The sequence below is a fragment of the uncultured Brachyspira sp. genome, from assembly GCF_944393015.1.
Lineage (GTDB): Bacteria > Spirochaetota > Brachyspiria > Brachyspirales > Brachyspiraceae > Brachyspira.
The window spans coordinates 1-22,258 of sequence record NZ_CALXYQ010000045.1 but is presented as its reverse complement, the minus strand read 5'-3'; the positions used below and the strand labels follow the sequence as shown (position 1 = coordinate 22,258).

Genomic DNA, 22,258 nt, shown 5'->3' with positions numbered 1-22,258 from the left:
GGTAGATAAATAATGGCAACAGTAAAAAAAGAAGGAGAGAGAATTAATCAATTTATTACTGCACCAGAAGTTAGGGTTGTGCATGATGAGAGAGGAAGTCTTGGTGTAATGAGTATTAAAGATGCTCTTGCATTGGCAAAAAGTGAAGGTTCAGATTTAGTTGAGATTGCTCCTACAGCAGAACCTCCTGTTTGTAAGATTATCAATTATGGTAAGTATAAATTTGATATTCAGAAGAAGAGTAAAGAAGCTAAGAAAAAGCAAAAGTTAGTTCAGCTTAAAGAAATCAAGATGCGTCCTCAGATAAGCATACATGATTATAACTTTAAAATGAAGCATATTCGTGAATTCTTAGATGAAGGCAACAAAGTAAAAATCACTATAATGTTTAGAGGTAGGGAAATGGCACATACTGAATTCGGCTATGACCTTATCAATAAAATTATACAGGATTTAGAGAATGAAGCTGCTACAGAAAAGCCTGCTAAATTAGAAGGTAAGAATTTATCTGCAGTTCTTAACCCTGTAAAAGTTAAGAAAACTGATTCTGAAGGTTCCGCTAATAAAAAAGAATCTTCTGAAGTTAATAATGAAGAATAATATATTACTTTAATTTTTAAAATTAAAGTATAGCAGCTATTTTTATAAAGCCCACTACCTATATGTACTTATCATACATATAGTTTGAGCATACAGTAAATATAATTAAAAGGATATTAGTTTATGAAACAAAAATTAAAAACAAAAAGCGGTGCAAAAAAGCGTTTTAGATTTTCTAAAACTGGTAAAGTAAAATTTGCTCATGCATTTGGTAGCCACAAATTCTTAAGCAAAAGACCTGACACTAAAAGAAAGTATCGTAAAGCTAGAATAGCAGATGATACTAATATGTTAGAAATGCCAAGATTAATGCCTTATGGCAGATAATAAAAGGAGACTAGAATGAGAGCAGTTAGCGGTGTAGTAAGAAAGAAAAAAGTTAAAAAAATATTAAATATGGCTAAAGGTTACTATGGTTCTCATAGTAAACAAATGAAACAAGCTAAAGAAGCTGTAATGAGAGGCTTAAAATACGCTTATCGTGACAGAAGACAGAAAAAAAGAATGATGAGACGTTTATGGACTTTAAGAATCAATGCAGCTTGCAGACCTTTAGGTATATCTTACAGCAAGTTCATTAACGGACTTAAAAAAGCTAATGTTATTATTGACAGAAAAGCTTTATCTAATTTAGCTATAGATGATTATAAAGCATTTGAGGCTGTAGTTGAAGTAGCTAAAAAAGCACTTGCTTAATATATTAGACTTAAAAAATATTTACTTATGTATAAAATTGCCGTTGGTATTCTTTAATAGAATGCCAGCGGTTTTTTATTTGTGAGTTAATAAAAATAATAAAGAATATAGCTTTTATGATCTTTACATATTATAGTTAAAATAAAAAGCTGACATTAAAAAATAATGCCAGCCTTTAATATTAAAAACTAAATTAGTTCAATGCTTTTAATTCTTCTACTTCTTTAGCAAATAATTTCAAAGCACTTTCCACAACTTCAGGTTTAGTCATATCAACACCGGCAACTTTTAAATTTTCTATAGGAGTTCTGCTTCCTCCGCTTTTTAAGAATTTCAAATAATTATCTCTGTTTGTATAATCGCCTTTAGCATTGCCTTCAAGCACACTATTAGATAAAGCAACAGCAGCTGACATACCTGTAGCATATTTATAAACATAGAATGATCGGTAGAAATGAGGTATTCTCAAAGCCTCTAAATCGCTTGTTTCTTCAAATACTGCTTTTGCTCCGAAATATTTTTTGAGTAAATCTTTATAAACATTTCTTATAAGTTCCAATGTTGTTGGATTTCCTTCTTCTGCTTCTTTATGAATAATATGCTCAAACTCTGCGAACATAGTTTGTCTGAATACTGTAGCAACAAAGCCGTTTATATCTTTATTAAGTAAAAATGCTTTAACTTCTTTTTTACTTTCATTTTGCATAAAATAATTGAATAAAAGTTTTTCATTGAAAGTAGATGCCACTTCAGCTTCAAATATACTATAATCATGATGTTGGAAAGGATTATTCTTTCTGCTGTAATAGCTATGCATACTATGTCCTGCCTCATGTGCTAATGTGAATACAGATTCAACGCTTTCATCTCTGAAATTCATCAATATATAAGGCTCTGATGTATAGCAGCCTGCAGAGAATGCTCCGCTTGTTTTGCCTTTATTTTCGTATTTATCAACCCATCTAGAATTAAGTCCTTTTGTGAGAGTTGATACATATTCTTCACCTAAAGGAGATAATGCTTTGCTTAAAACTTCTATAGCCTCATCAAATGTATGATGTATTTTTACGTCTTTTACAACTGGGGCATATTTATCATACTGCCTGAAATCACTGATTCCTAATTTATTAGCACAGTATTCATAATAGCTATGCAAAGCTGGTAATGCATTATGTACACTTTCGATTAAACTATCATAAACACTTACAGGTATATCATCACCGAATAATTCCATTTCACGTACACTATTATAATTTCTTATTTTAGCATCGAATATATCCTGTTTGATTTGGCTTGCATAAAGTTCTGCCAATGTATTTTTATGTTTATCATATTCTTTATAGAATTGATTATAACTATTCTTTCTTAATTCTCTATCTTGGCTCTCTTGAAAACTTGAGAATGTAGCATGTGTTAATGTTGTTTTCTCTCCATTATATTCTAATGTTCCAAAGTCTAAATCGGCATCATTTAAAGTATCGAACACATTTGAAGCAGTTGAAGATAATTCTCCCTGTAATGCTAATATCCTTTCCTCTTTTTCTGATAATGTATGAGGCTTGTATTTTAATATATTTCTTAAATAAATTAAATAATCTTTTAGCACATCATCTTTCAAAAAAGTATTCATCTTTTCATCATCAATGCTCATAAGTTCAGGATCAAAATAACTTAAATTAGCTGAGAATTCAGAAGCTAATTTTGAAAATCTAGCAACTTTTATATTAGAATCATTATTAGTTAAATCTTCTGTTTGTTTTAGAAAAGCATAAGAGCCTAATTTATCTAATATAATAGAAGCATTCATTATAGAATCTAATATATTTTTTAATTCAGCTGCTGATTTTGATAAATTTCCTTTAAACTTGCTTACTTCTTTTGAAAACTCTTCCATTGATTTAAAATCTTTTTCAAACTCTTCATCATTTTTATATAATAAAGTTAAATCCCAAGTATCTTCTATTTTTACATCTTTTCTTTCTATTAAAGTATTTGATTTATTTTCATTACTCATATCGTATTCACTCCTTAATATTTTTTTATAAAAACATATCTAACTAATATTTGTAAATTATAACATAATATAGAATTTTACAAAATAAAAAATAAATATATTATATAATAGTATAAAATATTTATTTTGGGAATATTATTTTGGAGCAGCATATTATTTTTAATGAAAAAACAACTGAAGAGCAAATTAAAGTAATAAATGAAATTATAAAAAATAATAAATTATCTAAATTAAATAATGAATTAGAAAAAATATTGTATAATGAGTTAAAAGCTGGAAATGAAATAAGAGAAATATCGGTTGGAGGTTTTGGAGATGAAAAACATTTATATATTTTTCTAAATAAAACTTTTATTACTAAAATAGTGAAGAATGATAATAATGTAAAATATATAGAAGTTAATGATATACATTATTGGAAAGCAGAGTATACAGATTTAGTAAATAAGCAAACTATAGCTTGTTTTTTTTATAGTTAGAATTATAGAAGGAGATTCATATTTTATGGAAAATTTAAATTTGAATGACATTGAACAGATAATGACTTTTTATTTGATATTTAATTTTGTCATATTGGCATGTATTATATATATTATAATATCTTTAATATTTAGACTATTACCAAAAAATAAAAAACAAGAAGAACAAAGTAAAGATAATAAGAAAAATAAATCTTCAAATAAAAAGAAAAAGAAGGATATTATAGATTTATTTTGGACAGAAGATAAAGATAGTAAAACTAGAACAACTATTAAAAGAAGTGTTTTTATAATATTTATAGTTTTTACATTATATTATATATTTAATTCTATAAATTTTATAATAGCTAATATTGATATAGTGAAAAAAGTTTTGAAAATAGAGTAATTTTGTTCATCCCCTTGTTTATTTTAATTTGTTATGTATTATAATGTTAAACAAATGAAATATTGGAGGAAACATATGAAAAGAGGTTATATAATAATGAGTATTTTTTTGTCAGCCTTATTAACAAATGTATCTTGCAGTTCCAAAGATAAAAATAGAGTTTATCCTGAAGGAGAAGTTAATTTTACGATAGTTCAGACAACAGATATTCATGGGATGATTTTTCCATATAATTTTATCACAGATAAAGAAGAAGATACTTCTATGGCACATATATCTTCCTATTTGAAGCAATTAAAAAATGAAGGTAAGACTGTTTTGTTATTAGAGAATGGGGACTCTTTACAAGGACAGCCTACTGTTTATTATTATAATTTTGTGGCAATTAATGAACCTCATATATGGTCAGAAGTTTTAAACTATATGGATTATGATGCTGTAGGAGTTGGAAACCATGATGTTGAGGCAGGACATAGTGTTTATGATAAGCTTGCAAAAGAATTAAAAGCTCCTTTAATTTCTGCAAACTTAATAGATGAAAAAAGTAAAGAACCTTATTTTAAACCTTATACTATAATAGAAAAAAATGGTGTAAAAATAGCAGTACTTGGGCTTATAGAACCTGCAATAGACAGACAGCTTCCAAAAGTTTTATATGAAGGTTTAGCTACTGAAGATATGGTGGAATCTGCCAAAAAGTGGATTAAAGTTATAAAAGATAAAGAAAAACCTGATATGGTTATAGGCTTATTTCATGCCGGAGCTGATCATACAGACGATGAAGAAACATATAAAAATGAAAATGCAAGTCAATTAGTAGCAGAGCAGGTTGATGGTTTCGATATTATATTTGTAGGACATGATCATCAAGGATGGAGCGGATTGGGCTATGATCAAACTTCAAAACAAAAAACTAAAGAAGTTAAAAGTCCTAGCGGAAAAATAGTACCTATATATGGAGGAGTTAATTCTGCTAGATATATAGCTTCTGTTGATGTTTCTATGACTTATGATAAAACTAATAAAACTTGGAATATAAAATTTAATGGAAATTTATTAGATCCTTCTCAATTTGAATCAGATAAAGAATTTTTAGAAAAGTTTGCTGATGCAAGGGCTAATATAGAAAAATGGGTTAGCAGAGATATAGGTAATTTAAATACTAAATTAGTTTCAGATGAAGCCATATTCGGCGATAGTTATTTTTTGAGTTTTATACATAAATTACAGTTTACTATAGCTGAAAAAGAGCTTGGTGAAAAGGCTGATATTTCTTTTGCTGCTCCTTTAAGTAAGGATGCTGTTTTGAATAATGGTGTAATAAAAGTAAAAGATATGTTCAATTTATATCCTTATGAGAATTTCTTTTATGTTATGAAACTTACAGGAAAGCAGATTAAAGATGCAATGGAATATTCTTATGGAAGATGGTTTAATACTATGAATAATATTAATGACCATTTAATAGCTTTTAAGAAAGATTCTAGCGGAAAATTAATATTTAATAAAAGATACAATTCTTATGATACTATAACACCTTCATATAATTATGAAAGTGTTGCAGGATTAAATTATACTGTTGATGTAACTAAACCTAATGGAGAGAAAATTATAATAGAATCTCTTTCTGACGGAAGAAGTTTTGAATTGGATAAAGAATATAAAGTTGCCATAAATTCTTACAGAGGAAGCGGCGGCGGCGGACATCTTACTCAAGGTGCCGGTATAGATTTAGAAACATTACAGAATATGGATTTGGTATTAAAATCTACTGATAAGGATTTGAGATATTATATAATAAACTGGTTTGAAGAACAAAATGGTCCTATTACAGTAGAAAAACTTAATAATTGGAAAGTTGTTCCTGAGAATTATGTTAAGGCTGGAAAACAAAGAGATTATAAACTTTTATATCCTTAACAATTAATAGAGTGTTATAAATAAAATTTTTAATTAATTATAATATACAAATTAAGCCTGTTTAAATAATAATTAAGCAGGCTTTTTTTATTATAGTTTTATTATAAAATTCTTATTGCAAATTATTTATCTAAATATTAAAATACATTCAAAATAAAATATAGGTTTTATAAATTATGAAAATAGCTATTCTGGGAGGTACTTTCGATCCTCCTCATTTAGGACATTTAATATTAGCTGATACCGTTATAACAAACTGCAATTATGATAAAGTAATTTTTATACCGGCAAAAATTCCTCCTCATAAGAATATAAGCGGTGAAGTATCAAATGAGGATAGGCTAAATATGCTTAAACTTTCAATAGAAAATGATGAAAGATTTTTATTAGATGAATATGAGCTTAATAATGACAGTGTTTCATATACTATCAATACATTAAATTATCTATATAAAAATTATAATATTGAAGGAAAAATAGGGCTTATAATAGGGGCAGACTTGATAAAAGATTTTGATAAATGGAGAGAACCTGAAAGAATAGCTGAAATATCAGATATAACTGTTGTAAATAGGGAAGATGATAAAAATCTATATAAAGAAAATATTGATAAATATAATATTAAGGTGATAATGGCTCCGCGTATAGATATATCATCTAGCCTTATAAGAAATAGAATAAAAGAAAAAAAAGGATTCAGATATTTTGTTAAAGAAAAAGTTTATGATTATATAGTTTCAAAAAAATTATATTTGTAAATTGGTAAAATTTAAAATAGGAAAATAAAATAATGAAGAATATAAAATTAATATTGATAATGATTTTTATTTTTATAGGAAGTCTTTATTCTCAGGAAATGTATCTTCTTAGCGGCCCTACAGGAATAGGCGGTTTAAAAATGATGAAAGATTATAAGGGAGTAAATATTCACTTTGTAAATGCCCCTAATAATATGCTTTCATTGATAGTGAAAGGGCAGACGGATATAGCGGCAATTCCTGCTAATATGGCGGCTATAATTTTTAACAGACAATTAGATTATAAAGTTATTGCTGTAATATCAGAAACTAAACTTTTTATAGTGTCTGCTGATAAAAAAATACAAACTATAAATGATATAAAAAATAAAACAGTATACTGCGGTACTAAATTGGCAGCACCTGATTTAATGCTTCAGTATTTAATATCAAAAGAAAATCTGACTAAAGTTAATATTAATTATTCTTTGAGTAATCCTGATTTAGCAAAAGCAGTTGCATCAAAAAATGCAGATATTGCAATATTGCCTGAACCTTTTGTATCTTCTGCTATGCTTGAAAATAAAGATGTTCATATAGTTGTTGAAATGTCTAAATATGTTGAAAATTATCCTGTAGCTGTACTCATTGCTAAAAATAGTTTTATTAATCATAATAGAGCATTAATTCAGGAAGTTTTAAAAGAGTATAAAAACTCCACTGATTATATTATAAATAATAAGAATGAAATAGAGAGTTTAATAAAATATTCATCTATGATAATTAATGCTAAGGCTGCTGTTTATGGTATAAATAGAATGGGACTTACTTTTTATACTGGTGAAAAAATGAAATTTGCTTTGAATAGTTATTATAATTTTTTATATAACTTTGATAAGAAATTAATAGGAAATAAAATACCTTCAAATGAATTTTATTATATAGAAAAATAATATATAGCTGCATAATACAAAATAATTTTTAATCGTATTATGCAGCATATTATAATTATTTATGTTTTAGCTCGTCTAAATATCCGGATTCTTCAAGTTTTTGTTTAAACTCTTCTTCAGATAATATATTTTTTATCCCAATTAATTTAGTACCCTTTTTTTCAGCCTCTTTAAAACTATCAAGAAAAGTAGTAGGGCAGAAAATTAAATCATAATCTCCGGTTTTACAATGATTCATATCACAATGGTCTATTGATAAATTTTCAACCCCTAGCTTTATCAAAGCCATTTGAGCTTTTTCTTTCATCATTAAGCTAGTACCTGTTCCATTAGCACAAACCACTAATACTTTTAACATAATTAACTCCTTAAATATATTAAATTATTAATTACCAGATTTTTTCATTAATTCATCAATATGCTTAACTATATCAAATCCGGCATTTAATGCTTTAGCAATAGATCCTCCTGATTTATATAATATATCTCCAGCAATAAATAGATTTTGAACAGAGCTTTCATGATTATCATTAACCATAGGTACTCCATTCGCATCTAATTCTATATTACATCTTTTCAAGAAATCTACAGGGGCAACTCCTCCTAATGCATATATTACTCTGTCATAAGTATCTTCTGTACCATCAGTATAATGTACTAATACTTTTCCTTCTTTATCTTCTATTGAAGTTATATCAATTCCAAGTTTTGCTTTTACTTTTCCGCTTGATATATCCTCTTTAATAGTTTCCAAATTCTTTTCATTTGGTCTTGTAAATTCAGCTTTTCTATAGTTTATTGTAACATTATTATCTTTTCCTAACAAGTAGGCATATTCAACTGCTGAATTTCCTCCGCCTACAACCAATACCTTTTCATTTTCTTTACATTTATAAATATTGAAATTTACAACATTATTTAAACTAGCAGGAATAGGATAATCAGGTTTATTTGGTCTTCCCATTTTACCAATAGAAACTACAACATACTTTGATAAATATTTTTTGTTATCAGAAGTGCTTACCTCTAAATATTCGCCGTTTTTTTGTATAGATTCAACTTCAGTATTAAACATAGCTTCTATATAGTTTCCGAATAAACATTCACTGAATAAATCTAATACATCGCCTTTAGTAGCAGTTTCAAATTTAATGTTTCCTTTTAAATCTAAAGCCTCACCTTTATAGTCTTTATCAACTCTTTTATCATCTTTATAGAATTTTCTTATAGTAGTGGAGTGATTATCTCCTTTTTCTAATAAAAGAACTTTTTTCATTTCTAATATGGCAGCCTCAACAGAAGCAGCAATTCCTCCAGGACCGCCTCCAACAATAATTAAATCATATTTATTATCCATAATTTGTCTCCTTTTTTTAAAGTATACAATTAACCTATATTTGAAATAAAGATATTTAAGAAAAATACAAATATGGAATTATGAAGATATAATTAAACGTCTAAATTTTTAACATATCTTGCATTAGATTCAATAAAATCTCTTCTAGGCTTAACTTCATCACCCATAAGCATAGAGAATAATTGATCTGCTTTTTCAGCATCTTCTGTTAATACCTGATACATAAGTCTAGTTTCTGGGTTCATAGTAGTTTCCCATAATTGATCGGCATTCATTTCACCCAAACCTTTGTATCTTTGTATATCATATTTTCTGTCTTTATTTTCAGCTAATATTTTATCTCTTTGCTCATCTGAATAAGCATAAACAAAATTTTTCTTGTCGAAACTTATTTTGTACAGCGGCGGAACAGCTATAAATATATGTCCTAAATCTATTAAAGGACGCATATATCTGAAGAAGAATGTTAAAAGCAAAGTTCTTATATGTGAACCGTCAATATCGGCATCGGCCATTATAATAACCCTGCCATATCTTATTTTTGATATATCAAAAGAAGAACCTACACCGCATCCCAATGCAGCTATTATAGGCTTTAAACTTTCATTATCTATGATTTTATCAAGTCTTGCTTTTTCAACATTCAATACTTTACCTCTAAGCGGTAAAATAGCTTGGAAATGTCTGTCCCTTCCGCCTTTAGCAGTACCGCCTGCAGAGTCTCCCTCTACAAGATATACTTCGCATTTATCTACTTCCTGTTCTGAACAGTCAGCCAATTTTCCAGGCAATGAATCGCTTTCTAATGCATTTTTTCTTCTAGCTAAATCTCTTGCTTTTCTAGCAGCTTCTCTAGCCTGTGCCGCAGATATTATTTTTTCTAATATAGCTTTTATAACTTTAGGATTCTGTGAGAAATAGTCGTTTAATCCTTCAACTACAAGTTTTTCTGTTACTGCTCTTACTTCTGTATTACCTAACTTAGTTTTTGTTTGTCCTTCAAATTGAGGATTAGGAATTTTTACAGATACTACAGCAACTAAACCTTCTCTTGTATCTTCTCCCATAAATGTTAATTTGCTTTTTTTATCTAATTCAAGCTTTTTAGCAAAATCCGTATATACTCTAGTTAAAGCAGTTCTAAACCCAACTAAATGAGTACCGCCTTCAGTAGTATTGATATTGTTACAATATGTGAATATATTTTCATTATATGCATCAACATACTGCATAGCTACTTCTACATCTGTTTTATCTTCATTTTTATGAAGGTAAATAGGCTTATCATGCAATGGCTTTTTATTTTCATTGAGGTGAGCTATAAACATTTCTATACCGCCCTCATAATAAAATTCATTACTTACAACTTCTGCTTCTCTTTCATCTACAAGGGTAATTCTTATTCCTCTATTTAAGAAAGCTAATTCTCTAAGTCTGTTAGCTAATATTTTATAATCATATACTGTTGTTTCAAATATCTCATCATCAGCTTTAAATGTTACAGTAGTTCCTGTTTTTTTGCTTGTTCCAACCTCTTTTACAGGTTCTTCAGGAATACCTCTATGATAAACTTGTCTGTATAATTTACCATCTTTATTAACTTCAGCTATTAACTCTGTACTTAAAGCATTAACTACTGATACACCAACACCATGCAAACCGCCTGATACTTTATATGTTTCATTATCGAATTTACCGCCTGCATGCAGTTTAGTCATAACAACTTCTAAAGCAGAAATTTTAAGTTTCGGATGCATATCAACAGGTATACCCCTTCCGTCATCTTCCACTTGTATTATATTGCCTTTCTTTATAGTAACAGTTATATTCTTACAATATCCTGCCATAGCTTCATCTATACTATTGTCTACAACCTCATATACTAAGTGATGCAAACCTTGAGCACCTGTAGAACCGATATACATACCCGGACGTTTTCTAACAGGGTCTAATCCTTCTAAAACTTGAATATTCTTCGAGCTATATGTTTTTTCTGCAGCCATATTTGTAATTTTCCTCTTAATTTATTTTCAAATTTTAATGTATATATTATACAATGAATAGTTAAATATTACAAATTAATATTACTGTATTTTTCTATAAAAATTAGAATATTCTAACTTTTTTTCTTCTTCTTATATTTGTAAATATATTTAAAATAAATACAAATTCAAATCAGTTATTTTTATATGAATAAATGAGAAATATTTTCAAAAATAAGAAAATATAAAATTATCTTCATATATTATTATCTTTTCTTATTATAAATTAACATAATAAAAATTCTTTATTTGACTTTAATTGAAATTTACATTATGATTAATATTCTAGTAAAATTATATTGTTATAAAATAATTTTTTTATTAAAAGGGATATAAAAATGGAAGATAAAAAATACAGTGTAGATGAGTCTATAGAATTAATTACAAGAGGAATCAGCGAAGTTATCGGACTAGAAGAAATAAAAGAAAAATTAAAAAGCGGAAAACAATTAACAGTTAAAGCGGGATTCGATCCTACAGCACCTGATATACATTTGGGTCATACTGTACTATTAAGGAAGATGAGACATTTTCAATTATTAGGACATAAGGTTATATTTTTGATAGGTGATTTCACAGGAAGAATAGGAGATCCATCAGGAAAAACTAAAACAAGACCAAGACTTACTTTGGAAGATGTTTTGAAAAATGCAGAAACTTATAAACAGCAAGTTTTTAAAATTTTAGATCCTGAAAAAACTATAGTTGAATTTAATTCTAAGTGGCTTGAGAAAATGAGTTTTGCTGATGTACTAGGACTTACTTCAAGATATACTGTAGCCCAGATGATAGAGAGAGATGATTTTTCTAAGAGATATAAAAATGGACAGCCTATTAGTATTATGGAATTTTTGTATCCATTAGCACAGGGATATGATTCTGTTTCTTTGGAATGCGATGTTGAGCTTGGAGGAAATGACCAGAAATTTAATTTGCTTGTAGGCAGAACTTTAATGAAAGAATATGGATTGTCTCCTCAGGCAGTTATTACTGTTCCTTTATTAGAAGGTTTAGATGGTGTTGAGAAGATGAGTAAATCTTTAGGAAACTATATAGGAATATATGACAGCCCTAAAGATATGTATGGTAAGGCTATGAGTATTCCAGATAGTTTAATATCTAAATATATGGAGCTTCTTACAGATATACCTTTGGATGATATAAAGAACTATGTTAAAGCTATGGAAAATGGTGAAAATCCTAGAAACATAAAAGGAATATTAGCAAAAGAAATAGTAAAAATATATTATGGAGAAGCAGAAGCTTTAAATGCTGAAGAAGAGTTCAAAAGAATATTTAGTTCTAAAGGACTTCCTGATGAAATAGAAGAAGTTACTATTAATAAAGATGATAATATTTTAAATGTATTATCTGTTTGTATGTCATCAGAAAGTAAATCTAATTTGAAAAGACTTGTATCTCAAGGAAGCGTGACTTTGGATAATGAAAAGATAAATGATATAAATGCAGTTATTTCAAAAGAGGGGATTTTAAAAGTAGGGAAACGCAATTTCTTTAAAATTAAATTTTCTTAAAATTAGTGATTGAGTTTTAGAGGATACAATGCGAATCTTTATCTTGTTATTATTTACATTAATATTTAATGTGTATTTATATGCTCAAGATACTAATGCAGATAATACTATTGCAACAAATAATAATACTATATCAACCAATAATGTAGGTGAAAGTGCAATAATGCAGATAAATAGATTCGATGCCAGAAGAAATCCGGTTTCATTTATTAATTTAGTAAACTTCACTCCATATTATGTACTTCGGGAGTATGCTAGAGTTAATAATATAGAAATTTATCCTTATGATACGGAAAGCAGCTTAAGAGCTAGGATTATTGAAAGACAAGTAAATATAAAACAAGAAGTTATTAGAGGTGATGATCAAGTAAAAGAAATTGCTAGGACAACCATAAACAAAGGCGGGGCTCAAGTAGAACTCGTAGGGGCTGATTTTGCTGAAAGATATGCAGTAGAAGAAGCAGGAGAAGAGCTTATATCATTATATGGTAATGTTACCATGAAAATGTATAATAATACATTGATTGCTGATAGGGTTGTTTATAGTTTAAAAACAGGGGAGGTTTTTGCTTCAGGAAATATAACTGTTGAGGCAGAGGGCAGTACACTTAATGGTGAATGGTTTATGCTCAATAGGGAAAATAAAAGGGGTATTCTATACGGCGGCGGCACTAAATTTATGGGTTTCAGAGTTGAAGGACGTATAATAAAATTCAATGATCAGGATTTTTTTGCAGAAAACAGCAGTGTTAGTTTTTCCCGTCTTACACCTATTGCTCATGATTTTTTAGTAAGCAGAGTTTATCTTTGGGATACTAAAAAGATGATGATATTTAATGGTATTTATAGAGTAGGCAGACAGCCGGTATTTTATTTTCCTTTGTTTATTCAAAATAATTTTGGTACGGGCATTATATCTTCTTTTGGACAATCTTTGAGAGAGGGTGTTTATATACAGAACTATAAAATATTTGACTTATATGGTGTTCAGCACAAGTTAAGATTTGATGCCTATCAGAAATTGGGTTTTTTAATTGGTGATGAGATAAGATATACAAGTCAGTATCAAAATTTAGCACTTGATGCTATGTTTGCTTTAGGAAGACAGTATTATTTACTAGACTCTTATATAACATCAAGTATAGGTTATGGAACTAGGTATGTTAACTATTTTGCTTCAGGTGAGTCTGGAAAATTTGTACCAAGATATAAATTTCAATATGATCATACAATTCAATTATATAGCAGTCAAAATATAAATAGTTATGTTACAGGTAAATTGAATTTAAATAGTGATTTGTATTTTAGATCTGACTTTTATAATCAAAGAGGTCAGTTTGATATATTGACATTTTTTACATCCCTTACAGGTAATTTACAGGATATAGGTGATTCTTATCCTGAAAGTTATATTGAAAATTCGGTATATGTTAATAATAATATTTATGGATTAAATTTAAAAGTAGGTGCTGAATGGGATTTGGAAGCCGTTAGAAATATATCTGTAGATAATAATACTAATTTCGATTATTATATGCCTAAACCATATAAACTTATTCTTCCTTCTGTAGAGGCTAGCTATAATTCTGTGTTTGGAGATGAAACCTCTTACTATTTTCCAAATGTTAATATTAACTATAATTTAAGAGCTAATTATAATCATACTATTAATTATAAAACTTCAGAAGGTATTGCTTTTTATAATAATCCTAGACTTGATGAACAATTAAATAATAAACTTTCAGAGAGAGATAATCTTAATTTGTATGGAGATGTATCAAGAACTTTTACTAATGATTTTATAAGATTTGTACCTAGTGTTAATATGGAATATGGATATCAAAATAGTAAATCACCTACAGCTGAAGATTTGATTTATGATAAAGATAATACATATTTAGGTATAGGAACAGGAATGAATTTTTCTATGTTTTTACCATACAGCATATTACCTTATAATTTTACTAAATATTTTGAACCTACTGTTAGATGGGATACTACATATACTTTAGGATATAGATTTAAAGAAAAATATATTGATAATGATTATGGAAATTCACAATTGGGGGAATTTAATAATCATAATTTTACAACTAAATTTTCTATGGGCGGAACAGGGTATAGTTTATTTTATCTGCCTGATTTAAACCTCAATATGGAAACGTTTATAACAACAGGTTATGATTTTATACCTACATATAATGCCGAAACAAAATCTTATCAAGTTGAATTTTCTACAAATAAAATGCTAACAACTGAGGTAGGAGCTTCTGCAAGACTTTTATACAACCAGTCTTATATTTCTTATGACGTAACTAGAAATTTATTAGGAACTAATTTAACAGCTAATAGAATAAATGCATATTTTCACTTCCCTATACCTTTAGGTAAAATTACAGATTGGATTTTAATGAAAAATAATAAGAAACCTTTTTTTGATGGTGTAGTTAATGATTTTAATTTGTATTTTGGTTTTTCTTTTACTCATGATTTTATCAATTACAGATACAATACAGCAGCTTTTACATTTGGTATAGAGCTGCAGGTATTAAAACAATGGAAATTTAGAATAGCAACTACTAGTGCCAATGAGAATGCTTACAGATATATAAAATCCTATGCTGAGAAGGAAAATCAAACTTGGGTAAATCCTTTCTGGGATATTATAGATTCATTTAATTTCTCTGATGCCAAAAAGAGAACGGCAAGTTTATTTAAGTTAAAATCAATAGAGGCTAGTATATGGCATGAATTGGATGGATGGCAGATTCAGGCTACTTTTGCTGTCAGACCTTCTACACTGCCTTCTGATATTACTTCTGGTTCAGTAAAAGGTGTTTACTGGAATAAAGAGTTTTGGATTGAGTTTACTCTTACAGACTTTCCTACTGTTGGTTTGCCTAAGAGAGAGTACGATCTTAATAGTACTATTACTGATTTGAAAGATAATGCTGCTAGGACACAATAATGATATATTAATATTGATTCGATATAGAGAGTTATTTTTTATGAAGAAAGTTTTTATTATAATGTTATGTTTAAGTACTTTCATTTTTTCTCAAGAAAATGAGAATCATATATTTACTAATGATAATATATATACTAACTATACTAATGAAATTGTAAACAGCGATTACGATATTAATTATACTAATGAAGTAGAAGTTAATTATAATTCAGAGATAAAATATAGTAGTTTATATGAAGCTATAGATAATTATGATGCAGAATATATAAGAACAGTTATAAGCAATGAGAATATAAATATTAACTCAAAACTTCCAGATGACTATCCAAATAATTTAGGAGGAGCCACTCTTTTACTTTATTCTATATATAAAAATGCCGGAGAAATAACTAAAATTTTAGTGGATAATGGTGCTAATTTAAAAGCTAGAGATTTTAAAACTTGGAATAGTATTATGTATGCTGCAGCTTTTTCTGATTTGAATACTATGGCATTATTAGCTGAAAAAGACAGTACTTTACTTGATACTAAAACAGAATTTAATGTAACACCTTTGCATATAGCTTGTGATTATAATAATCTTGATACTGTAATGTATTTATGTACTAATTCTAATATAGATATTAATGCTAGAGATATAGACGGATGGACAGCTCTTTATCATGCAGCACATTCTAAAAGTATGGAAACTTATAATTTATTAATAATACTTGGAGCGGATACTAATATTGCTGATAATAATAATGTACTTCCTGAAACGGTACTTACTAGAAAAATTGAGAATGAAGTTAATGAATTAAGAGATATTGATATTGAATTATTTAAAGCTATAGAAAAAGATGATTCTAGAAATATTAGGGCTTTAATAAATAGGGGAGCAAATATTAATGCTAAAGATGGATACGGATTAAGTGCTTTACATTTGGCCATAAAAAATAATAGCATTAGGTCTGTTAATGTACTTTTAGCAAATAAAAATATAGATTTAGAATCAAAACTTCCTGAAGGTTATTTTACTCATTTGGGAGATGACTCTGAAGATGCGGTTTATATAGGAAATGCAACTCCTCTTATTTATGCCATATTTAAAAGTAAAGGCGATTCAAGAATAGTTAATGAACTTATAAGAAAAGGTGCGAATGTGAATGCCACAGATGAAGAAGGCTGGTCTACATTCTTATATGCTGCTGCTTTTGGAAATAGTTCTATGCTTAGAAATATTCTATCAAAAAATAAAAATCTTATTAACAGTAAAACGAAAGATAATGTTACACCTCTTCATATGGCTGTTGTTTATGATAATTTAGACAATATAAAATATTTAGTTAGAAATTTAAAAGTAGATATCAATGCTAAAGATGATGATGGTTGGACTGCTTTATATTATGCTGCTGCCAACAAAAAAAAAGAAGCCTATAACTTACTTTTAAGATTGGGTGCTGACAAAAATATAGCTAATAATGATGGATTAAAGCCTGCTGATGTTTTACAGTAAATTATCAATTTTGTTATATTGCATTAATTAATTATTATTATATAATTTTGTAATTATGTTTACTAGGGAATTATTTTTATGATTAGAAACGGATTTTTATCTATTATATTACTTTTTACTATTAGTTTTAATATATTTGCATTGACTCAAAAAGAGCAGGAATTTTTTAATGCTATAAAAGAAAATAAATATGAATCACAATTAAAAAATCTTTTAAGATATAAAATGGATTTGAATGCTACAAATGAAAAAGGATTAACTCCTCTTTTGTATGCTATTGAATGCGGTAATGAAAAAGCGGTGAGAGTATTGCTTGAATATAGCGATGTTAATATTGAAGCTAAACTTCCTGATGATTTTGCAGATTACCCATATATAAATAAAGTTGAAGGCGATAGCTTTAATATAGGAGGGGCTACTCCTTTAATGTTTGCTATATTTAAAAGTAATCCAAGAATAGTTAAACAGTTAATAGATAAAAATGCTGATGTTAAAGCTAGGGATAATGAAGGAAGTTCTGTATTTTTATATGCATGCGGTTTTGGTAATGGCAATATTATAAGAATGCTTCTTGTAAAAGACAGAAACTTAGTTAATGATAAAACTCCTAATGCTGATATTAATGGACTTCATTATGCTGCTTCTCTCAATAATTTAGACACTATTAATTTTTTAGTTAAAAATGTTAATATGAATATAAATGACAGAGATTCAAACGGATGCACTGCTTTATATTATGCTGCTTATCATGGAAAAAAAGAGGCTTACAATCTTCTTATTAAACTTGGTGCTAATAAAGATATAGGAGATAATTACGGAGTAAAGCCTGAATATATTTTATCCGGAGGAAGTTCAGCTGTTGATTTAGGTGCTGATATTAATGGAGAAAATAATAATTCATTTACAAATACTTATGAAGAAAATATGTATATTATTAGAACTATTCAAGAATCAGATACTAATGCTTTAAGAAATATAATGATGTATTCTAACTTTAATATGAACTCTGTAATTATAGCTTATGAAACTCCTCTTACTTATGCTATACATCTTGGTAAAGATAATATGGTTAATGAACTTTTAAAATATAGAATTGATAATACAAATATTATTAATATAGAAACTAGTTTTATACCAAGAGATGATTTATATTTTAATGAAAGCAGAGCAGAGTTCACAGGTTATGTATATTTGTATAATGCAAGCCCTTTGCAGTATGCTATATTTAAAGGCAATACTAATATTATAAATACTCTTTTGAGATATGGAGCTGATATAAATAGAAAAGATAGTTTAGGAAATAATGCTTTGATGTATGCAGCGAGTTATGGAAATGCAGAAACTATTGATACGCTTTTAAATTACAGCAGTAATTCTTATAGAGTTGTTGATATATATGGGGATACTCCTTTACATAATGCAGCATTATTAGGAAATACTAATACTCTGACTGCACTTATGAATAGAACTCCTATCAATATAAATGCACAAAATATTGATGGTAATACTCCTTTGCATTTGGCAGTGAAAAATCATAATAGTAATACATATAGATTTTTATTATTAAAAGGGGCTAATTATACTATAAAAAATTATGATGGAAAAACTGCTTCTGATTTACTTTATGGTGATGGTGTTGAGAGTATAGAGAGTATTATAAGTAATAGTATAAATACAAATAATAGCATTACTAATGAGATCATAACTAATAACATTATAACAAATGATATTAATATAAATGATATTAATATAAATGATATTAATATAAATGATATTAATATAAATGATGGTTCTTATAGTAATTTTTATACTAATGAAAAATTAAATAATAGCAAAGCAAATAATGATTTATATGGAAATACTAATTTTAATAGTATGAATGATACAAATAATAATACTATATTAACAAATTCATATTATGATATGCAGTATAATGATAGCATGCTTGATGAAGTAAAAGTACTGCAGGTTAATAATTTTGCTGATGATTTAATATATGAGTATAGCGATGATAAAACCTTTGATGATGAGAATGATGATTATGTAGAGCCTGATGCAGATGATGATTATTCTCATATATATGAAACTAGCAAGCCTTTATTCGATGCTATATATAATGGCAATATTGAGGATATTTTAAAATCTATTTCAAATGGTATAGATATAAATTCAAGAAATGAAGAAGGATTTACTCCTTTACTTTATGCTATTAATTATGATCAATTAGAAGCTATGAAAGCACTTTTAAGCTATAGTAATGTTATAGATATAGAAATGCCTCTTAATAATTATACAAATGTTTATTCTGTGAAAGGTCAAAATTTCAGCGGAGAAGTATTATTTAATGGTACAACTCCTTTGCAATATGCGATATTTAAAGGCAATACTAATGCAGTAAACTTGCTTATAGAAAGCGGTTCTGATATGAGAAAAAAAGATTATAATGGTTATTGCAGTTTATTTTATGCTTCAGCTTTTTCTACTCCTGACATGATACATTTTTTACTTTCAAAAGATTCTAGTTTAACTAAAGAAAAATCTTTAAGCGGAAGAACCGTTATGCATTTTGCTGCTATGTATGGTAATGACAATGCTATATCATATTATTTATCTAATACTTTTTTAAGTATTAATGCTCAGGATAATGACGGAAATACTCCTTTACATTATGCTAATGAAAAAGGATATGCAACTACTATAGAACTTCTTATAAAAAGCGGAGCAAAAACTGATATAAAAAATAATGCAGGATTAATAGCTTCAGATTTATTAAAAAAATAAATGTATAAAATGTATATCAAAACTCTTATTCTAATTAATCATATTTAATTAAAGATAATATAACTATGAATTAATTATATTGTGAAATTGAAATATAATCAAAATTATTATATACTATATAGTACTATATTATAATAGATATTGAATATTTTAATTAGGAGTTATTTTATGAAACCAGAAAAAAGTAATCTTTTTACACCTTTGAAAATAGGTAGTCTTGAAATAAAAAACCGTATAATAATGCCTCCTATGGATATGTATTGCTCAAATGACGGAGAAGTTACCGATTTCCATGTTCTTCATTATGTTACCAGAGCTGTAGGAGGAGTAGGATTGGTTATAGTTGAAGCCAGCGGAGTGAACGGTCCTGCCAGTTCCATAACTGACGGAGACTTAGCTATATGGGATGACAAGTTTATAAGCGGATTAAAAAGAATTTCTGAGGCTGTGCATTCTCAAGGAGCTAAAGTTGGAATACAGCTTGTGCATGCTGGAAGAAAATGCGAATCTGCTAAAACTGATAAAATTTATGCTCCAAGTCCTATACCTTTTAATGATAAGTACAGAACTCCGGTAGAGATGACCAAAGAGAATATATCTGATACAGTTGAAGCTTTTGGAAAAGCATTTGAAAGAGTTAAAAAAGCAGGTTTTGATATGGTGGAAGTACATGCTGCTCATGGTTATTTAATATCTACTTTCTTATCTCCGTTATCAAATCAAAGAAAAGATGAATACGGAGAAAACAGAGTTAAGATTTTGGAAGAAGTGCTAAGAAAAGGAAGAGAGGTATTGGGTAAAGATTTCCCTATTCAAATCAGAATATCTTCTTATGATTGGAAAGAAGGCGGAAACACAGTAAAAGATTTTGTAGATATGTTAAAGCCATTAGAAGCAGAAGGTTTATTTGATTCTATCAATGTTAGTACAGGTGCTGTTACTGCAGACGGAAAAATCATTCCTTATGAAGGATATCAAATTCCATTCTGCCGTGAATTAAAACAATATATGAAAGTTCCTTGCATTGGCGGAGGATTAATAACTGATCCTAAAATGGCTAATATGATAGTAAGAAATGGAGCTGCTGATGCTGTATATATTGGAAGAGAATTATTAAGAAATCCATATTGGGCATTACAGGCTGCTAGAACTTTAGGTATTGATGTGCCATTCCCTAAACAATATGAACAAGCTAAGAGATAATAATCATTAATATTTTTTATTTAATTTAAGGTCTGATTATGTTTAGGCATAGTCAGACTTTTTTATTTGTATGATTATTAAATTTAATAGTTGATATATTTTTATTTAGTAATAGAATTGTAAATTATGAAATCTTTATTTATTATCATATTTATAAGCCTCTGCTGTAATATTATTTATTCATTTACTCAAAAAGAAAATGATTTAATTATGGCAGCTGAAAAATCTGATATTATGTCAATTAGAAATATACTTAATAAAAAAGATGTTAATATTAATGTTCAAGACAGATATGGTGTTACTCCTTTGATGCATGCCGTATTTAATAAAGATATTTATATATTAGAGTTGTTACTAAAAAACAATGCCAATCCTAATATGCAAAATGACAGCGGAAAAACTGCTTTAATATATGCAAGCAGTACTTGTGATTTTGATATGATACAAATGCTTATATGGTACAAGGCTGATGTTAATCTTACAGATAATTATAAATCTACACCATTGATGTATGCTTCAAGCAGAGATGTAAATATTATAAAATTGCTTGCTGAATCAGGTGCAAATATGAATGCGCAGAATTTAGATGGTAAAACAGCTTTAATGTATAATATTTTAAATAAGGCCAATGCTGATATGGTTAAAACTTTTATAGATTTGGGTACTGATGTTAATATTCAAGATATTCATGGTTATAGTGCTTTGATGTATGCGGCTATATTGGATTATAGAGAATTGGTTGAAATATTGATAGAAAATGGTGCTGATGTAAACAAAAGAAATAATTATAATAAAACAGCTTTAACTATGTCTGAAGAGAATAAAAATTATAAAATGGCTGAAATTTTAATTAAATATGGTGCTGTAAGATAATAATATATTTGTTTAAATTGATAATCATTTGTTTTTTTATAATTTGACAAAATATAGTTTTTATGATATAATATAAAAATAGATTTAGGAGTAAACTCTAAACTCTAAACTCTAAACTCTAAACTCTAAACTCTAAACTCTAAACTCTAAACTCTAAACTCTAAACTCTAAACTCTAAACTCTAAACTCTAAACTCTAAACTCTAAACTCTAAACTC

18 protein-coding genes are annotated in these 22,258 nt (G+C 27.8%); 14 read left to right on the top strand and 4 right to left on the bottom strand.

The genetic code is table 11. The annotated features are described in order from the left end of the window. Positions 1 to 12 precede the first annotated feature (12 nt). The 3 genes from infC (at position 13) to rplT (ending at position 1,296) form a co-directional block, all read left to right on the top strand. Positions 13 to 600 carry a translation initiation factor IF-3 gene (gene infC / locus Q0K19_RS12260; RefSeq protein WP_297248351.1) on the top strand — a complete coding sequence of 196 codons (588 nt, stop codon included), beginning with the start codon at positions 13 to 15 and terminating at the stop codon, positions 598 to 600. A gap of 123 nt (positions 601 to 723) precedes the next feature. Beyond that, positions 724 to 927, top strand: a complete 204-nt coding sequence (gene rpmI / locus Q0K19_RS12255) for a 50S ribosomal protein L35 (RefSeq protein WP_008725923.1) — start codon at positions 724 to 726, stop codon at positions 925 to 927. A 15-nt stretch (positions 928 to 942) separates the two neighbouring features. Beyond that, positions 943 to 1,296, top strand: a complete 354-nt coding sequence (gene rplT, locus Q0K19_RS12250) for a 50S ribosomal protein L20 (RefSeq protein ID WP_297248348.1) — start codon at positions 943 to 945, stop codon at positions 1,294 to 1,296. 193 nt (positions 1,297 to 1,489) lie between these two features. Here the strand turns inward: rplT and pepF are convergent, their stop codons facing one another. Further along, a complete protein-coding gene (pepF, locus tag Q0K19_RS12245; protein WP_297248346.1) occupies positions 1,490 to 3,310 on the bottom strand; it encodes an oligoendopeptidase F in 1,821 nt (606 codons plus the stop codon). 140 nt (positions 3,311 to 3,450) lie between these two features. On the opposite strand from pepF, the gene Q0K19_RS12240 reads away from it, so the two are divergent. From Q0K19_RS12240 to Q0K19_RS12220, 5 genes are all read left to right on the top strand, one after another. Continuing rightward, a complete protein-coding gene (locus Q0K19_RS12240) occupies positions 3,451 to 3,789 on the top strand; it encodes a hypothetical protein (RefSeq protein WP_297248344.1) in 339 nt (112 codons plus the stop codon). Positions 3,790 to 3,814: 25 nt separating this feature from the next. Then, positions 3,815 to 4,177 carry a hypothetical protein gene (locus Q0K19_RS12235; protein ID WP_297248342.1) on the top strand — a complete coding sequence of 121 codons (363 nt, stop codon included), beginning with the start codon at positions 3,815 to 3,817 and terminating at the stop codon, positions 4,175 to 4,177. 75 nt (positions 4,178 to 4,252) lie between these two features. Continuing rightward, positions 4,253 to 6,097 (top strand): bifunctional UDP-sugar hydrolase/5'-nucleotidase, encoded by a 1,845-nt coding sequence (locus Q0K19_RS12230; protein ID WP_297248340.1) that lies wholly within the window; start codon positions 4,253 to 4,255, stop codon positions 6,095 to 6,097. 176 nt (positions 6,098 to 6,273) lie between these two features. Then, positions 6,274 to 6,855: a nicotinate (nicotinamide) nucleotide adenylyltransferase gene (nadD, locus tag Q0K19_RS12225; RefSeq protein WP_297248338.1), complete on the top strand. Its 582-nt coding sequence runs from the start codon at positions 6,274 to 6,276 to the stop codon at positions 6,853 to 6,855. 32 nt (positions 6,856 to 6,887) lie between these two features. Further along, positions 6,888 to 7,787 (top strand): ABC transporter substrate-binding protein, encoded by a 900-nt coding sequence (locus tag Q0K19_RS12220; RefSeq protein ID WP_297248336.1) that lies wholly within the window; start codon positions 6,888 to 6,890, stop codon positions 7,785 to 7,787. Positions 7,788 to 7,842: 55 nt separating this feature from the next. Here the strand turns inward: Q0K19_RS12220 and Q0K19_RS12215 are convergent, their stop codons facing one another. The 3 genes from Q0K19_RS12215 to gyrB all read right to left on the bottom strand — a co-directional run bounded on the left by Q0K19_RS12215 (position 7,843) and on the right by gyrB (position 11,147). Further along, entirely contained in the window at positions 7,843 to 8,145 is a 303-nt protein-coding gene (locus Q0K19_RS12215) for a PTS sugar transporter subunit IIB (RefSeq protein ID WP_297248334.1), read from the bottom strand. A gap of 27 nt (positions 8,146 to 8,172) precedes the next feature. After that, the gene (locus Q0K19_RS12210; protein WP_297248332.1) at positions 8,173 to 9,144 is read right to left on the bottom strand and encodes an NAD(P)-binding domain-containing protein; all 972 of its coding nucleotides are present in this window, start codon (positions 9,142 to 9,144) and stop codon (positions 8,173 to 8,175) included. 92 nt (positions 9,145 to 9,236) lie between these two features. Beyond that, complete coding sequence (gene gyrB / locus Q0K19_RS12205) at positions 9,237 to 11,147, bottom strand: DNA topoisomerase (ATP-hydrolyzing) subunit B (RefSeq protein ID WP_297248330.1); 1,911 nt, start codon at positions 11,145 to 11,147, stop codon at positions 9,237 to 9,239. A gap of 377 nt (positions 11,148 to 11,524) precedes the next feature. On the opposite strand from gyrB, the gene tyrS reads away from it, so the two are divergent. The 6 genes from tyrS (at position 11,525) to Q0K19_RS12175 (ending at position 22,041) form a co-directional block, all read left to right on the top strand. Continuing rightward, positions 11,525 to 12,721 carry a tyrosine--tRNA ligase gene (gene tyrS, locus Q0K19_RS12200; RefSeq protein WP_297248328.1) on the top strand — a complete coding sequence of 399 codons (1,197 nt, stop codon included), beginning with the start codon at positions 11,525 to 11,527 and terminating at the stop codon, positions 12,719 to 12,721. A 28-nt stretch (positions 12,722 to 12,749) separates the two neighbouring features. Continuing rightward, positions 12,750 to 15,689 (top strand): LPS-assembly protein LptD, encoded by a 2,940-nt coding sequence (locus Q0K19_RS12195; protein WP_297248326.1) that lies wholly within the window; start codon positions 12,750 to 12,752, stop codon positions 15,687 to 15,689. A gap of 40 nt (positions 15,690 to 15,729) precedes the next feature. Beyond that, on the top strand, positions 15,730 to 17,184 hold the full coding sequence (locus tag Q0K19_RS12190; protein ID WP_297248324.1) for an ankyrin repeat domain-containing protein: 1,455 nt from the start codon (positions 15,730 to 15,732) through the stop codon (positions 17,182 to 17,184). 78 nt (positions 17,185 to 17,262) lie between these two features. Then, complete coding sequence (locus Q0K19_RS12185) at positions 17,263 to 19,965, top strand: ankyrin repeat domain-containing protein (protein WP_297248321.1); 2,703 nt, start codon at positions 17,263 to 17,265, stop codon at positions 19,963 to 19,965. A 168-nt stretch (positions 19,966 to 20,133) separates the two neighbouring features. Next, positions 20,134 to 21,168 carry an NADH:flavin oxidoreductase/NADH oxidase gene (locus Q0K19_RS12180; RefSeq protein ID WP_297248319.1) on the top strand — a complete coding sequence of 345 codons (1,035 nt, stop codon included), beginning with the start codon at positions 20,134 to 20,136 and terminating at the stop codon, positions 21,166 to 21,168. A 126-nt stretch (positions 21,169 to 21,294) separates the two neighbouring features. Next, positions 21,295 to 22,041, top strand: a complete 747-nt coding sequence (locus Q0K19_RS12175) for an ankyrin repeat domain-containing protein (RefSeq protein ID WP_297248317.1) — start codon at positions 21,295 to 21,297, stop codon at positions 22,039 to 22,041. Positions 22,042 to 22,258 lie beyond the last annotated feature (217 nt).

Bases quoted from the DNA above. Each gene is read 5' to 3' on its own strand.
- infC (WP_297248351.1), top strand. From the start codon at position 13: ATGGCAACAGTAAAAAAAGAAGGAGAGAGAATTAATCAATTTATTACT.
- rpmI (WP_008725923.1), top strand. From the start codon at position 724: ATGAAACAAAAATTAAAAACAAAAAGCGGTGCAAAAAAGCGTTTTAGA.
- rplT (WP_297248348.1), top strand. From the start codon at position 943: ATGAGAGCAGTTAGCGGTGTAGTAAGAAAGAAAAAAGTTAAAAAAATA.
- pepF (WP_297248346.1), bottom strand. From the start codon at position 3,310: ATGAGTAATGAAAATAAATCAAATACTTTAATAGAAAGAAAAGATGTA.
- Q0K19_RS12235 (WP_297248342.1), top strand. From the start codon at position 3,815: ATGGAAAATTTAAATTTGAATGACATTGAACAGATAATGACTTTTTAT.
- Q0K19_RS12230 (WP_297248340.1), top strand. From the start codon at position 4,253: ATGAAAAGAGGTTATATAATAATGAGTATTTTTTTGTCAGCCTTATTA.
- nadD (WP_297248338.1), top strand. From the start codon at position 6,274: ATGAAAATAGCTATTCTGGGAGGTACTTTCGATCCTCCTCATTTAGGA.
- Q0K19_RS12220 (WP_297248336.1), top strand. From the start codon at position 6,888: ATGAAGAATATAAAATTAATATTGATAATGATTTTTATTTTTATAGGA.
- Q0K19_RS12215 (WP_297248334.1), bottom strand. From the start codon at position 8,145: ATGTTAAAAGTATTAGTGGTTTGTGCTAATGGAACAGGTACTAGCTTA.
- Q0K19_RS12210 (WP_297248332.1), bottom strand. From the start codon at position 9,144: ATGGATAATAAATATGATTTAATTATTGTTGGAGGCGGTCCTGGAGGA.
- gyrB (WP_297248330.1), bottom strand. From the start codon at position 11,147: ATGGCTGCAGAAAAAACATATAGCTCGAAGAATATTCAAGTTTTAGAA.
- tyrS (WP_297248328.1), top strand. From the start codon at position 11,525: ATGGAAGATAAAAAATACAGTGTAGATGAGTCTATAGAATTAATTACA.
- Q0K19_RS12195 (WP_297248326.1), top strand. From the start codon at position 12,750: ATGCGAATCTTTATCTTGTTATTATTTACATTAATATTTAATGTGTAT.
- Q0K19_RS12190 (WP_297248324.1), top strand. From the start codon at position 15,730: ATGAAGAAAGTTTTTATTATAATGTTATGTTTAAGTACTTTCATTTTT.
- Q0K19_RS12185 (WP_297248321.1), top strand. From the start codon at position 17,263: ATGATTAGAAACGGATTTTTATCTATTATATTACTTTTTACTATTAGT.
- Q0K19_RS12180 (WP_297248319.1), top strand. From the start codon at position 20,134: ATGAAACCAGAAAAAAGTAATCTTTTTACACCTTTGAAAATAGGTAGT.
- Q0K19_RS12175 (WP_297248317.1), top strand. From the start codon at position 21,295: ATGAAATCTTTATTTATTATCATATTTATAAGCCTCTGCTGTAATATT.